The organism is Chthonobacter rhizosphaerae, assembly GCF_013839525.1.
GTDB lineage: Bacteria > Pseudomonadota > Alphaproteobacteria > Rhizobiales > Pleomorphomonadaceae > Chthonobacter > Chthonobacter rhizosphaerae.
Genome location: NZ_JACDIS010000005.1, coordinates 362,554 through 375,583, shown reverse-complemented (window position 1 = coordinate 375,583; position 13,030 = coordinate 362,554). Strand labels below are relative to the sequence as shown.

Genomic DNA, 13,030 nt, shown 5'->3' with positions numbered 1-13,030 from the left:
CTGCTAGACGGGCGATCGGAGGCCAAGTTCGGCGGCGAGCCGTCGCGCCTTGACCACTCCCCAGTACCAGCCGCGAACGCAGGTCGCGCGCATCGGCCGGAGGTCTTCGTCGAAGGTCTTGAACGCGACCCGGTTCCGCCGGCGGATGCGGAACGGCCGAAGCGACGGGAATGCGGGCGTCAGCCGGGCCAACCACCAGGTCTCGTCATGAATGGAAACGTGAGCGTTGCGACCGTCCGAGAGCGTGGCCTTAGCAGGAGCGGTGTCGATCACCAGGATGGCGTTGACACAACAGCTGGCCATTTCAGATGCGACCGCGTCGATCTCCTCGTCCGGAACATGTTCCAGCACGTCGATGCAGGTTAGGAGTTCAAACCGCTGCTCCGGAAGGCGAGACAGAAAGGGAATGGCCGGGTCATAGCGAAGGACACTCGTCGCCCCGATCGCATCCGCAAGGACCGGCGCCAGCATGCTCTGGCCGCATCCATAGTCGATCAGCGAGGACGGCCGCAAAGCGAGCGCATGGGTCACCACATGCGGCAACACCTTGATGCCGGTCGTCCCGTACCGGGAGATCCGGTGCTTCAACTGATATTCCGCGATCAGGCTGCGTTCCATGAGCCGGCACTCCCAACTGGGGGAGCGCTAACATTCGGCCATGGTTATTGTCAAAAATATCAAGTGTCAGCTAAGTATCGAGTCACCCCAGCGGCACCACCGGCTCGTTCTTCACCTGCCTAAGCGTCAGGCTGGTCCGCACGCCGCCCACGTTCGGGGCCGCGGTCAGATCCTCGATCACGAACGTCTGGAAGGTCTTCAGGTCCGGCGCCACGCACTTCAGGAGGAAATCCACCTCGCCGGAAAGCATCCAGCACTCCCGCACGATCGGCCAGGCCTTCACCCGCTCCTCGAACTTCACGAGATCCGCCTCCGCCTGGCTCGACAGGCTCACCATGGCGAACATGGTGATGTCGTAGCCAAGGCTCTTCTCGTCGAGGAGCGCGCGGTAGCCGAGGATGACGCCGTCCTCCTCCAGCGCCCGGACCCGGCGCAGGCAGGGCGGCGCGGAGATGCCCACCCGCTTGGCGAGCTCCACGTTGGTCATGCGGCCATCGGCCTGCAGCTCCTTCAGGATCTTCCAGTCGATGGCGTCGAGGCGGACTTTCAAGGCAATCACTCCGGCAACCCGCGCGGCAAGTGTCGGGAGTTGGACACTATCTTTTGCGGTTTGAAAAGATCATTTCCGCATCGCGCACGATTCGGTCTCGCGGATCCGGACGCGGTCCGCGGCGTTGCGGTTCGGCAACAGACCGCATCCCGCAGATGTGGACAGGACCGCCCGGCGCGCCGGCAGAAGGGCGGCTCTCTTGAAAGCCCCGTATCGGCTCCCTACCATGTCGGGGACAGACAGGCGCGGCCGACGATCCGGCCCGGCGCTCCCAAGAAAGCGATCCACCCTCCGATGGCGCACCATCATACCAAGCTTCTCGTCCTGGGTTCCGGCCCGGCGGGCTACACCACGGCCATCTACGCGGCGCGCGCGATGCTGGAACCCATGCTGGTCTCCGGCATCCAGCCCGGCGGGCAGCTGACCATCACGACCGACGTGGAGAACTATCCCGGTTTCGCCGACGTCATCCAGGGCCCCTGGCTGATGGAGCAGATGCGCCTCCAGGCCGAGCACGTGGGCACCCGCATGGTGTCCGACCACATCGCCTCGGCGGACCTGTCCCGTCGCCCCTTCCATCTGGTCGGCGACAGCGGCGACACCTATTCGGCCGACGCCCTGGTGATCGCCACCGGCGCCCAGGCGCGCTGGCTGGGCCTGTCCTCGGAGGAGACCTTCAAGGGCTTCGGCGTCTCGGCCTGCGCCACCTGCGACGGCTTCTTCTACCGCGGCAAGCACGTCATCGTGGTCGGCGGCGGCAACACCGCCGTGGAGGAGGCGCTCTACCTCACCCACCACGCCGACAAGGTGACGGTGGTGCACCGGCGCGACCATTTCCGCGCCGAGCGCATCCTGCAGCAGCGCCTGTTCGACAATCCGAAGATCGAGGTGATCTGGAACACCGTTGTGGACGAGGTGCTCGGCACCACCGGCTTCCCGCCGTCGGTCAACGGCGCGCGGCTGAAGAACGTCGTCACCGGCGAGACCCGCGACATGGGCATCGACGGCATCTTCGTGGCCATTGGCCACGCGCCCGCCGTGTCGCTCTTCAAGGACCAGCTGAAGCTGAAGCCCTCCGGCTACATCTGGACGGCGCCGGATTCGACCGCCACCTCGGTGCCCGGCGTGTTCGCCGCCGGCGACGTGGCGGACGACGTGTTCCGCCAGGCCGTCACGGCCGCCGGCATGGGCTGCATGGCCGCGCTGGAGGCGGAAAAATACCTCTCCGCCGTTGCCTTCGAGGCTGCAGCCGAGTGATGGTGTCCATGGGACACAAGACAACAGGCGGGTGCTGAAACACCACGCCGCCTCGACGTTCGCGCCACGAGCATGACCGGTCCGGAGGGATCCGGGCTCGCGGCGCGGGGTTCGAGGCCCGAGGGGGGCGATGATGGACTGGGACAAGCTGCGGATCTTCCATGCGGCAGCGCGCGCGGGAAGCTTCACCCATGCCGGCGACGCCCTGTCCATGAGCCAGTCGGCGGTGAGCCGGCAGGTCAGCGCCCTGGAGCAGGATCTCGGCGTGCCCCTCTTCCACCGCCACGCCCGCGGTCTCATCCTCACCGAACAGGGCGAACTTCTCTTCCGCACCGCCCACGACGTGCTGATGAAGCTGGAGGACGTGCAGAGCCGGCTGACCGACAGCCGCGAGCGGCCCTCCGGCTCGTTGCGCGTCACCACCACGGTCGGCCTCGGCTCAACCTGGCTGACGGCGCGGGTCCACGAGTTCATCGACCTCTATCCGGACGTCCAGCTGCAGCTGATCCTCGACGACGTGGAGCTCGACCTCGCCATGCGACAGGCGGACGTCGCCATCCGGCTCCGCCAGCCGACCCAGCCGGACCTGATCCAGCGCAAACTGTTCACGGTCCACTTCCACCTCTATGCCGCGCCGGCCTATGTGAAGCGGTTCGGCAGCCCGCGCACCATCGAGGACCTGGAGAGCCACCGCATCGTCACCTTCGGGGCCGCCGCGCCGGTCTACCTTCGGGACATGAACTGGCTGGAGAGCGCGGGCCGACCCTACGACAACCCGCGCATCCCGGTGCTGCGGGTCAACAACATCGTGGCCATCAAGCGCGCGGTCCAGCGGGGCATCGGCATCGCGCTCCTGCCCGACTACCTGATCGAGAACGACAGCGGCCTCGTCCAGCTGATCCCGGAAGTGGACCTGCCGTCCTTCGACACCTACTTCGTCTACCCGGACGAGCTCAGGAATTCGGCCCGCGTCCACGCCTTCCGCGATTTCCTCGTCTCCAAGGCGCAGCGCTGGTCCTACTGACCCGCTGCGACATTCGGGCACCGGTATCCCATCAGATGCATGAGACCCGAACGGGAGAACGGCGCTGCCGACGCTCGCGCCGCGCCCTTCCGCATGTCAACAATCGCATGTGATGCCAATGGCTTAGGAATGAGCAGCCGGCAAGCAGAAGTGGCCGTTAACGCGGCAGACTTGCACAGGTTTCATGCATTTTTGCGCCGCGCTGCATAGCAGACATGCACTGGCCTTGCTTGTCGCGCAGGGCTGGGCGGAGCATATACCCAATCAGCTGATGACGACGCGTTCCTTCCGCTACTCCTCCCGGCGGCAGAACGTATCAGCTGTTCCCCTCTGGAAGGTGTGCGCGACGTCCCTGCGAAGCGCACCCGAAACTTTCAAAAGCCGGGCCTCGCGCCCGGCTCTTTTTTTGCCCGCCTGTCTCTTGCCCGTCTGTCTCTTGCCCGCCCGTTCTTTGGCGATCGTCGGGCCGTCGGCGCCGGCCGCCCTCACATGTAGAGCGGCTCCGCCTCCAGCCCCGTGTAAAGACCGGCGACCTCCGGACCGTACCCGTTGTAGAGCAGCGTCGGCACGCGGGCTCCCGTGTGGAGCACCTGCTCGGTCGCCTGGCTCCAGCGCGGATGCGGCACTTCCGGGTTCACGTTCGCCCAGAAGCCGTATTCCGCCGGCAGGATGGTTTCCCAGAAGGACACCGGGCGCTTGTCCGTGAACGTCAGCCGGACGATGGACTTGATCGACTTGAAGCCATACTTCCACGGCGTCGCCAGCCGGAGCGGCGCGCCGAACTGGTTGCGCAGCGGCTTGCCGTAGGCCCCCATCACCATGAAGGCGAGATCGTTGGTCGCCTCCGCCATGGTGAGCCCCTCCACATAGGGCCATGGATACCAGACCTGGCGCTGGCCGGGCGCCATGGAGGCGTCCAGGAAGGTCTCGAACCGCACGTAGGTGGCCGACCCCAGCGGACGGGCATAGTCCACCAGCGCCTTCAACGGGAAGCCCGTCCACGGGACGGTCATCGACCAGGCCTCGACGCACCGGTGGCGATAGAGCCGCTCCTCCACCGGCATGGCGCGGATCAGCGTGTCGATGTCGACCGTCTTCTCCTCCTCCACCATGCCGTCGATGGCGACGGTCCAGGGACGCGTCTTCAGCTGCTCCTCGGCGATGGGGAAGATCGTCTTCTGCGATCCGAACTCATAGAAGTTGTTGTAGCGGGCGTTGACGTCCTCGGGCGTCAGCTCGCGGTCGAGCTTGAAGGCCTCGTTCCGCTTCGCCGGGAAGAGGTCCGCGATCGGGGACGTCTCCTGCGCCCCGGCCACGTGCGGGACCGCGCCCGACAGGATGAGGCCGCCGCCGAGTCCGGCGGCTGCCAGGATCTGGCGCCGGTTCAGGAACATATCCTCCGGTGTCGCCTCCCGGTCCGGCAACTCCCAGCGCCGGCGCTTCTTGATCAGCATGTCGCGTCTCCCCCGGCCGGACCCTTGCCCGACCGCCCGGTTACGGTCGCCGGCTGCCGGCGACCTGTCAGGACAGGAGGGTAGGAAGTACCCGCACACGTTCAAGACACGATCCCGTCAAGCTGCACGAAAATGCACGAACCTGCCCTGGACATCCGCCCTCCGATCGGGCATGACTGCATGAACGCGCATAAAAGGTTGCCTGAACGTGCAGACAGTTCTATCGCCGCTAGAACGCCAGAACCGGATTGCCGAGATGGTCGCCGCCGAGGGGCGGCTGCAGGTGGCCGGCCTGGCGTCGCTGTTCCAGACGTCGGACGACTCCATCCGCCGCGATCTGCGGGCGCTGGCGGCCGATGGCCGGATCCGCCGTCTCCACGGCGTGGTGCTTCCGGCCGCGCCGCCCCCGGACAGCTTCGCCGAACGGGACGGCCAGCATGCCGACGAGAAGGCCGCGATCGGACGGGCCCTCGTGCCCCTGCTCCGGCCAGGCAGCACCGTCTTCTTCGATGGCGGCACCACCACCCTCGCCGCGGCCCGCGCCATGCCGACCGATCTCGCGCTCTCGGTCGTCACCACCAGCCCACCGGTGGCCCTCGCTCTCGTCGACCATCCGGGCGTGGAGGTGATCCTGGTCGGCGGCACGTTCGACCGGGCCAGCCGGACGGTCGTCGGCGCCCTCGCGGTCGAGGCGATCCGGGCGGTCCGGGCCGACGCGGCCGTCCTCGGCCTTTGCAGCCTCTCGCCCGGCGGGGTCAGCACGACCGGGCTGGAGGAGGCCGCCGTGAAGCGCGCCATGGCGGACTCCAGCGCCCGCTGCGTCGCGCTCGGGACGGCGGACAAGCTGGGTCTCGTTTCGCCGCACATGGTCATGCCCGCCGAGCAGCTCGACACCCTGATCACCTGCGCGGCGCCCGCCGACCGGATCAAGGACTTCGTCGACATCGGCGTCGACGTGATTTCCGCCCCGCTCTGACGGTCCTCAGGCTCTTCCTTCCGGACATACCCATGATCTTTGAAGCTTCCAGGGCCCGCGTCTCGATCGCCGGCATCTTCCTTGTCAACGGCGCCCTCCTCGGCAGCTGGGCGCCCCAGGTGCCGTTCGCCAAGGAGCGCCTGGACCTGACCAGCGCCGAACTCGGCGGCGCCCTTCTCGCCATGGCGGCCGGAGCCGTCGTGTCCATGCCGCTCACCGGCATGCTGGTCGCCCGCTTCGGCAGCGCCCCGGTGACCCGCGCGGCGATCCTGATCCAGCTCGCGCTCGTCCCGCTTCTCGCGCTGTCGCCGACGCTGGCGCTCTTCATCCTCTCCCTTCTCCTGTTCGGGGCCGCCAACGGCGTCTGCGACGTGGCCATGAACAGCCATGCCGTGGAGGTGGAGAAACGGCTCGGTCGTCCCGTGCTTTCGTCCTTGCATGCCATGTTCTCCATCGGCGGCTTCCTCGGATCCGCCGCCGGCGGTCTCGCCCTCGCGGCGGTCTCGCCGGCCGTCCACCTGATCGCCGTCGCGGTGGTGGCGCTCGTCGCCGTCGCGGTCAGCCAGCAGGGCCTGCTGCCGTCCGGGATCGACCGGGGCGCTGGCGGGCACGGCTTCGCCCTCCCGGACCGGGCGCTCGTCGCCATCGGTCTTCTGGTCCTCGTCGTCATGATGGTCGAAGGCGCCATGCTGGACTGGGCCGCCGTCTATCTCAGCAGCGAGCGGGACGCCTCGCCGGCCGTGGCCGGCGCCGGCTACGCGGCCTTCTCCTTCGGCATGGCGGCCGGACGCCTCCTCGGCGACCGGATCCGGGCGGCGGTCAGCGCGCCGGCTCTCGTCCGCTGGGGCGGCATCACGGCCGCGATCGTCCTGGCGCTTGCGGTGTTCGGCCCGGTGGAGAGCACGGTGCTGGCCTTCGCGGCGATCGGCCTTGCGGTCTCGAACCTCGTGCCCATCCTGTTCGCCGCCGCCGGCCACGCGCCCGGTCACACGCCAGCGACCGGCGTCGCCGCCGCCGCGACCTGCGGCTATCTCGGCTTCCTGGCCGGCCCGCCCCTGATCGGTTTCATCGCGGAAGCGAGCAGCCTCGGCACCGCCTTCCTGCTGCTGGCGGTGGGCTGCCTCGTGATCGGCTTCTTCGCCCGCGCCGCCCGGACGGCCGACCCGGCCGGCGCGGCCTGATCCGGCTGAAGCTCCCGCGCGGGAAACTTGATGATCCGCCTAAATCCTGCTTGCGGGCGCGCGTGCGCCGCAATACGGTCCGCCCGCCCTCCCCCGGCTGACACCATGGCGTTCGGAGACGCTGCGCCCCATGAGCTTCCTCGCCCAATCGCTTTCCCGCGTGAAGCCTTCGGCCACGATCGCGGTCACCAACAAGGCCCGCGAACTGAAGGCCGCCGGCCGCGACGTCATCGGCCTCGGCGCCGGTGAGCCGGACTTCGACACGCCCGACAACATCAAGGAGGCGGCGATCCGCGCCATCCGCGACGGGCGGACGAAGTACACGGCGGTCGACGGCATCCCCGAACTGAAGGCGGCCATCGTCGAGAAGTTCAAGCGCGAGAACAATCTCGCCTACACGCCGGCGCAGATCTCGGTCGGCACCGGCGGCAAGCAGGTGCTCTACAACGCCCTGATGGCCACCCTGAACCCGGGTGACGAGGTCCTGATTCCGGCGCCCTACTGGGTCAGCTACCCGGACATGGTGCTCCTCGCCGGCGCCGAGCCGACCTTCATCGACGCCTCCATGGCGACCGGCTTCAAGGTGACCGCCGACGCGCTGGACGCGGCGATCACGCCGAAGACCAAGTGGCTGATCTTCAACTCGCCCTCCAACCCGTCCGGCGCCGCCTACACCCGCGCCGAACTCCGGGCCATCGCCGACGTGCTCCTGAAGCATCCCCACGTGTGGGTGATGACGGACGACATGTACGAGCACCTGGTCTACGACGACTTCGTGTTCGCCACGCTGGCGGAAGTCGAGCCGGCGCTGACGGACCGGACGCTGACCGTCAACGGCGTCTCCAAGGCCTATTGCATGACCGGCTGGCGCATCGGCTACGCCGGCGGGCCGGCGCAGCTGATCAAGGCGATGGCGAACATCCAGTCCCAGTCCACCTCCAACCCCTGCACCATCTCCCAGTGGGCGGCGGTCGAGGCGCTGAACGGGCCGCAGGACTTCATCCCGCGCAACAACAAGGTGTTCAAGGAGCGGCGCGACCTCGTCGTCTCCATGCTGAACCAGGCGCGGGGCCTGCACTGCCCGACGCCGGAGGGCGCCTTCTACGTCTACCCGTCCTGCGAGGGCCTGATCGGCCGGACCGCGCCCTCGGGCAAGCGGATCGAGACCGACGAGGACTTCGTGAGCGAACTCCTGGAGGCCGAGGGCGTCGCGGTGGTGCAGGGCTCGGCCTTCGGCCTCGGCCCCAACTTCCGCATCTCCTACGCGACCGCGACCTCCGACCTGGAGGAGGCCTGCACCCGGATCCAGCGCTTCTGCGGCTCGCTGACCTGACGAGCCACAGCGCACCGGCGATCGGAACGCCCCGGCGGAGCCCTCCGCCGGGGCGTTCCGCTTGAGGTCGGCCGGAGCTTCAGACCGCGACCTCGTCGACGATGGAGCAGCCGCTTCCGGGCTGGCGCGCCACGGTCAGCCGGGAAGCGGGACCGGCGGGCGTCCCGCGCCGCTCCTCGACGGCCGTGACCGCGAAGGCCCGGCGGCGGTCGGGACCGAAGTAGTCGGCGGTCCGGTAGAAGGGCTCCGGCGCCACGACCGTGCGGGTGAGGCGGTCGACCAGGGTCTGCGGGTCCGCGGGCAGGACCACCACGTCGTCGAACCCATGGTGGACCAGGAGCGCGAGGCCGGACGGGCGGATGGACCGACCGACCGCGACCAGCGGCGCCAGCGCCACATTCGGATCGCGGTGATGGCGGATCCGCCGGACCCACGCGAGGGCGTCGCGGTCGGCGGCGTCGTCCACGGGCGCCACCACCATGTTCACCCGCCGGGGCGTGAAATGGTCGGGCAATTGGGCGGTGGGCGGAGCCGGCACCGCGTGGAACAGGCCCGCGGCCGCGAGCGCGCGCCGGATCTCCGGCGACGTGGGGCCGGCGGACGAAACCAGGAAGATCCGGCAGAGGCGCAGGGAGTCCGGAACCACGGGGAGCCGTTGCAGGAGCGTTCGGCACCGGGGCCGAAGGACGACTGCATCATACGTCAGACCGCCTGCCAGCCTCCACCGACAGTTGCGCGAGACTTTCGCCGGTTCGCACAGCCCGCTCGGTCCTTTTCCGCCCCTGCGGCGATTCGCGTCCCCACCCCGATCGGACCGTAGCCAGACCTCCGGCCCACCCCGCCGACCGACCTTCGGAGCGGTCCGGACGACCTTTCCGATCCCGCGCTGATACGGCCCGCTCACGAAACATTCATAAACGTAAAGGTGCCTCCACATTGCCATGATTTCTCCGGGGGGCGTCCTCAATCTCGGCCTTCGCAGACCGAAATCGACTGGCCAAATCACCCTCGGGCCAGCGGGGGCCCAGTGATTTGCAGACGAGGGATTTCATCATGACGTGCACGGTGTTCGACGAACTCCACGGACCGCTCTCCGGCCACACCCTGTCCGGCGGCGGCTCGCCGGACGGCGCGCCGGAGGACGTGGCGGTCAGCACCGGCGCTTCCATCGTGATCGCGGTGGCCGCCGCCATCGCGCTCACCCTGACGATCATCATCGCGACCCTGTCGGCCGCCCACGCGGACACCCGCGCCGCCGCGCCCACCACCGACCGCGCCGCCGTCTCGGCCACCGTCCAGCCGCACGCCGCGGCGGCCCGCTGACCGGCGGCGACCCCGCGATCGGGCCGGCACGGGTTGCGCCGGCCGCCCTGGCGGCCTATGTGGGCGACGCGGGCGCCTCCTCCACCGGACGGACGGAGCGCCCCTCCCGCCAGCCGGTTCCGCATTTCCGGGAACCGCCAGCCGCCCGCCCGTGGTCCCGCCAGACGAGTCGCCGATGAGCAGCCTCCGATTCCTCGCCGTCACGATCGCCCTCCTGGCCACCCTGTTCGGGGCGGTGGCGGCGGGGGCCGTCGCCTACGGCCGGGAAGCGCTTTGGGAGGACCTGTTCGGACCGCCCGACCTGGGCGCCTACAGCTTCGACAAGCCCACCCGCACCGGCAAGCTGAACGACGCCCTCGCCTGCCCGGTGGGCACCTGCGCGGACGCCGGCACCGTGCTGGACACGCAGGTGTTCCGCGTCGAGCCCGCCACCCTCTACGCGGTGCTGCGCGAGGAGCTGCTCGACACCTTCCGGGTCCGGATCGTGGAGGACGACCCGGCCCAGGGCCGCCTGCGCGCGGTGATCTTCACCCCGCTGATGCGCTTCCCCGACACGTTCAGCGCCGAGGTGCGCAGCCCCTCCCCCGGCCTCTCCACCATCTATCTCTATTCGCGCAGCCAGATCGGCCACGCGGACCTCGGCACCAACGAGGAGCGGGTGCGCACCGTGCTGCGCCATCTGCGCTGGACCCTGCCCCGGGTCGGCCCGGACGGCGCCCTGGTGCCCGCCCGCAAGGACCAGCAGCCCAACGCCGACGCGGCGCCCGATCGCGCGCCCGGAGTCGCCAACCCCGACGCACCGCCCTCCGCGGCCGCGCCGGCGGCGCCCTCCTCGATCGCTCCTGCCCGAGCCACCGGCGGCATGTCGGGCGAACCGCCGGGCGCCCCCGTGGCGACCCCGAAGCCCGGCTCGTCCGACCCGACGGGCTGAGCGGCCCGCCAGGCTCCGGCCGACTGGCCCTATCCTACCGGTGCCCCGAGGACCGAGGACGAAATCGAACGGGGATGCGTTGGATCACCGGAGATGGGTCCGATCCAAGTGTCTGACGACCGGCGATCTGGTCTCGCCGCGACCCTGGCGCCGGCGACCGGCGTGGCAGCCGCCCCGGCATGCGAACACTCGTCCTGCCGATCGCCGGCCCCGGAGATCTCTCGGGGTTGGACATTTCCCGGGATCGGACATCTCCCGGGATCGGAATACCCCGGCAAACGTCCGGCCGCCTGGCGGCTTCGCCTGATGTCCGGCGGCGGACGGCCCCCTCGCCATCCGCCTTCGGCCATCGAGCAGGCCCGGCGCCCGGACGCCCGCGGCCGTCAGGCTTCGATCTTGAGATCGACCGCCTTCGGGCCCTTCCCGCGCTTGTCCGGCTCCGTCGCGTAGGAGACCCGGGCGCCATTCTCCAGCAGCGAAAGGCCAGACCTCTGTACGGCACTCACGTGCACGAACACGTCATTCCCGCCCGCGTCCGGTATGATGAAACCATAGCCTTTGGCCTCGTTGAAAAATTTGACCGTTCCGGTCTGCCGTCCATCCTGCGTCATCGCTCGTGTATGCCCCATGCCAAAAAATGAAGGCAGAGCTTCGCCATCCGCGCCGGATCATCCGGAGCGGGCCGACCACCGCCATGCGCATTAATGCGCAGTTTTGACGAGGACGGAAGGACATAATTCGCACTGCAATGCATAAAGTTTCTGCGGACTGCACCTTTATACCCTCACTCTTGATTGCATCGCCGGTCCGGAGCCGTGCTGTGGGGCGAACACGCCCGGCGGGTGTCTCGCGAGCGGCCCGCACCGGCCGGCGGGCATGGCGGCGGGTCGGGAAACGGGCGACCGCGCGGCCCGCCGGGCCCGAGCCCGGACGCGCGGATGCGGCACCGCGCGGCTTCGCCGCCGGGATCTGCCAGGCACGGCGCCGGCACAAGGGCCGGCCGATCGGGGTCGGCCCCCCTGGGGGACCGCGGGCGCGGCGTCGCCGCGAACAAGGAAGAAGCGAGCGGCCCTGCCGCGCCCGCGTGCGGATCTCCGGTCGTCCGCCCGCCGGGCAAGTTCCGGCGCGCGTTAAGGCGGGAGTTCTTCAGCCGCCGGACGGGCGCGAACGCCGGACCGGTGCCTTATCGACTGCACGTCGTCCCGGTCCTAGTGCCGGGCCTCCTCCGAGCCAACCGCCCGAGTGCGACGCCAGGACGCCACCCGCGGGACCGCAGCCCCACCCGCGCGCGGTGCTGGTTCCTGGCACGCCCCCGCGGTGGGGATGAGGGCAGTATACGGGAGGGCGGAGGGGTGGGGATAAGGGGGGAGGCAGTAGGCAGTAGGCAGTAGGCAGTCGGGGGGTGGCGGGGGTGGCCCTCTTCGCACCTCGACCGTCATGGTTTGTGGAGGCGCATCCGCTACGCACCTCGACCGTCATGGTTTGTGGAGGCGGACATCTTCGCACCTCGACAGTCATGGTTCGTGGAGGCGGACATCTTCGCAGCTCGACCGTCATGGTCCGCGAAGGCGGACCACCTACGCATTCGGCGTGCGGGAGCAGGAGCGTGCGGCCGGGCAAAGGCGTGGGTGGTCCGGATGAACCGGACCATGACGGTGGAGGGGGTGGGTGGGGAGGAGCAGATGCGGCTGGCCGGCGATGGTGGCGGTGGGCGGTAGCGCGCCGCCCCTCCTCGCACCACGACCGTCATGGTCCGCGACGGCGGACATCTTCGCACCTCGACCGTCACGGTTCGTGGAGGCGGACATCTTCGCACCTCGACCGTCATGGTCCGCGAAGGCGGACCACCTACGCATTTTTCTCGATCATCCTCACCAATTCTGCGACAGTTCAACCATGGAACGCGGCGACTGGGTCTATATCGTCACGAACAGGCCGAACGGGGTTCTCTACACCGGCGTGACCAATGATCTGGTGCGACGGGTGTTCGAGCACCGGAAAGGGACCGTGCCCGGGTTCACGCGCAAGTACGGCTGCAAGCGCCTCATCTGGTACGAACGCCACGAGGACATTCGCGACGCGATCCACCGGGAGAAACGGATCAAGACGTGGCTGAGAGCGTGGAAGGTGCGGTTGATCCTGGAGGAAAACCCGGAGTGGGAGGATCTGTGGGGCGAGTTGGTTGGGGAGAATCGAGGAACTGGGGCATGAAGGCGCGCCATCGGCCTTAGGCGCCAAGGCCCGCGAAGGCGGACTGTTCGGGGGTTGGTGGGTGTTCGGACTGCGGGCGGCGCGGTCGAAAAAGGCGTGGGTGGTCCGCCTTCGCGGACCATGACGGTGGAGGGGGTAGGCGGGAAGTGACCGCGGAGGGGATAGGCGGGAA

General features: G+C 69.0%; 13 protein-coding genes. 8 read left to right on the top strand and 5 right to left on the bottom strand.

Translation table 11 applies throughout. From position 1 onward, the window contains the following. Window positions 1-3: 3 nt before the first annotated feature. Together HND91_RS11905 and HND91_RS11900 are read right to left on the bottom strand one after the other, a co-directional pair. On the bottom strand, window positions 4-618 hold the full coding sequence (locus tag HND91_RS11905; protein ID WP_181706774.1) for a methyltransferase domain-containing protein: 615 nt from the start codon (window positions 616-618) through the stop codon (window positions 4-6). Window positions 619-700: 82 nt separating this feature from the next. Then, window positions 701-1,168: an Lrp/AsnC family transcriptional regulator gene (locus HND91_RS11900; RefSeq protein WP_181706773.1), complete on the bottom strand. Its 468-nt coding sequence runs from the start codon at window positions 1,166-1,168 to the stop codon at window positions 701-703. Between the two features lie 294 nt (window positions 1,169-1,462). On the opposite strand from HND91_RS11900, the gene trxB reads away from it, so the two are divergent. Both trxB and HND91_RS11890 read left to right on the top strand, forming a co-directional pair. Further along, on the top strand, window positions 1,463-2,425 hold the full coding sequence (trxB, locus tag HND91_RS11895; RefSeq protein ID WP_181706772.1) for a thioredoxin-disulfide reductase: 963 nt from the start codon (window positions 1,463-1,465) through the stop codon (window positions 2,423-2,425). 133 nt (window positions 2,426-2,558) lie between these two features. Then, window positions 2,559-3,449, top strand: a complete 891-nt coding sequence (locus HND91_RS11890; protein WP_181706825.1) for a LysR family transcriptional regulator — start codon at window positions 2,559-2,561, stop codon at window positions 3,447-3,449. 485 nt (window positions 3,450-3,934) lie between these two features. Here the strand turns inward: HND91_RS11890 and msrP are convergent, their stop codons facing one another. Then, entirely contained in the window at window positions 3,935-4,903 is a 969-nt protein-coding gene (gene msrP / locus HND91_RS11885) for a protein-methionine-sulfoxide reductase catalytic subunit MsrP (RefSeq protein WP_181706771.1), read from the bottom strand. A 208-nt stretch (window positions 4,904-5,111) separates the two neighbouring features. Here msrP and HND91_RS11880 point away from each other — a divergent pair, with 208 nt between their 5' ends. The 3 genes from HND91_RS11880 (at window position 5,112) to HND91_RS11870 (ending at window position 8,393) form a co-directional block, all read left to right on the top strand. Further along, the gene (locus HND91_RS11880) at window positions 5,112-5,879 is read left to right on the top strand and encodes a DeoR family transcriptional regulator (protein ID WP_181706770.1); all 768 of its coding nucleotides are present in this window, start codon (window positions 5,112-5,114) and stop codon (window positions 5,877-5,879) included. Window positions 5,880-5,911: 32 nt separating this feature from the next. After that, window positions 5,912-7,060, top strand: a complete 1,149-nt coding sequence (locus tag HND91_RS11875) for an MFS transporter (protein ID WP_181706769.1) — start codon at window positions 5,912-5,914, stop codon at window positions 7,058-7,060. A 130-nt stretch (window positions 7,061-7,190) separates the two neighbouring features. Next, a complete protein-coding gene (locus tag HND91_RS11870; RefSeq protein ID WP_181706768.1) occupies window positions 7,191-8,393 on the top strand; it encodes a pyridoxal phosphate-dependent aminotransferase in 1,203 nt (400 codons plus the stop codon). 79 nt (window positions 8,394-8,472) lie between these two features. On the opposite strand, the gene HND91_RS11865 is transcribed toward HND91_RS11870, so the two are convergent. Further along, a complete protein-coding gene (locus HND91_RS11865) occupies window positions 8,473-9,039 on the bottom strand; it encodes a hypothetical protein (RefSeq protein WP_181706767.1) in 567 nt (188 codons plus the stop codon). 407 nt (window positions 9,040-9,446) lie between these two features. Here HND91_RS11865 and HND91_RS11860 point away from each other — a divergent pair, with 407 nt between their 5' ends. Further along, window positions 9,447-9,716, top strand: a complete 270-nt coding sequence (locus HND91_RS11860; protein WP_181706766.1) for a hypothetical protein — start codon at window positions 9,447-9,449, stop codon at window positions 9,714-9,716. A gap of 175 nt (window positions 9,717-9,891) precedes the next feature. Further along, a complete protein-coding gene (locus HND91_RS11855; protein ID WP_181706765.1) occupies window positions 9,892-10,647 on the top strand; it encodes a DUF1499 domain-containing protein in 756 nt (251 codons plus the stop codon). Window positions 10,648-11,030: 383 nt separating this feature from the next. Here the strand turns inward: HND91_RS11855 and HND91_RS11850 are convergent, their stop codons facing one another. Then, complete coding sequence (locus HND91_RS11850) at window positions 11,031-11,258, bottom strand: cold-shock protein (RefSeq protein WP_181706764.1); 228 nt, start codon at window positions 11,256-11,258, stop codon at window positions 11,031-11,033. 1,285 nt (window positions 11,259-12,543) lie between these two features. On the opposite strand from HND91_RS11850, the gene HND91_RS11845 reads away from it, so the two are divergent. Then, the gene (locus HND91_RS11845) at window positions 12,544-12,858 is read left to right on the top strand and encodes a GIY-YIG nuclease family protein (RefSeq protein ID WP_181706763.1); all 315 of its coding nucleotides are present in this window, start codon (window positions 12,544-12,546) and stop codon (window positions 12,856-12,858) included. Window positions 12,859-13,030 lie beyond the last annotated feature (172 nt).

What these genes read in the sequence shown, in the direction of transcription:
- HND91_RS11850 (WP_181706764.1), bottom strand. Translation starts at nt 11,258, where the DNA reads ATGACGCAGGATGGACGGCAGACCGGAACGGTCAAATTTTTCAACGAG.
- HND91_RS11855 (WP_181706765.1), top strand. Translation starts at nt 9,892, where the DNA reads ATGAGCAGCCTCCGATTCCTCGCCGTCACGATCGCCCTCCTGGCCACC.
- HND91_RS11875 (WP_181706769.1), top strand. Translation starts at nt 5,912, where the DNA reads ATGATCTTTGAAGCTTCCAGGGCCCGCGTCTCGATCGCCGGCATCTTC.
- HND91_RS11870 (WP_181706768.1), top strand. Translation starts at nt 7,191, where the DNA reads ATGAGCTTCCTCGCCCAATCGCTTTCCCGCGTGAAGCCTTCGGCCACG.
- HND91_RS11860 (WP_181706766.1), top strand. Translation starts at nt 9,447, where the DNA reads ATGACGTGCACGGTGTTCGACGAACTCCACGGACCGCTCTCCGGCCAC.
- HND91_RS11845 (WP_181706763.1), top strand. Translation starts at nt 12,544, where the DNA reads ATGGAACGCGGCGACTGGGTCTATATCGTCACGAACAGGCCGAACGGG.
- HND91_RS11905 (WP_181706774.1), bottom strand. Translation starts at nt 618, where the DNA reads ATGGAACGCAGCCTGATCGCGGAATATCAGTTGAAGCACCGGATCTCC.
- trxB (WP_181706772.1), top strand. Translation starts at nt 1,463, where the DNA reads ATGGCGCACCATCATACCAAGCTTCTCGTCCTGGGTTCCGGCCCGGCG.
- HND91_RS11890 (WP_181706825.1), top strand. Translation starts at nt 2,559, where the DNA reads ATGGACTGGGACAAGCTGCGGATCTTCCATGCGGCAGCGCGCGCGGGA.
- msrP (WP_181706771.1), bottom strand. Translation starts at nt 4,903, where the DNA reads ATGCTGATCAAGAAGCGCCGGCGCTGGGAGTTGCCGGACCGGGAGGCG.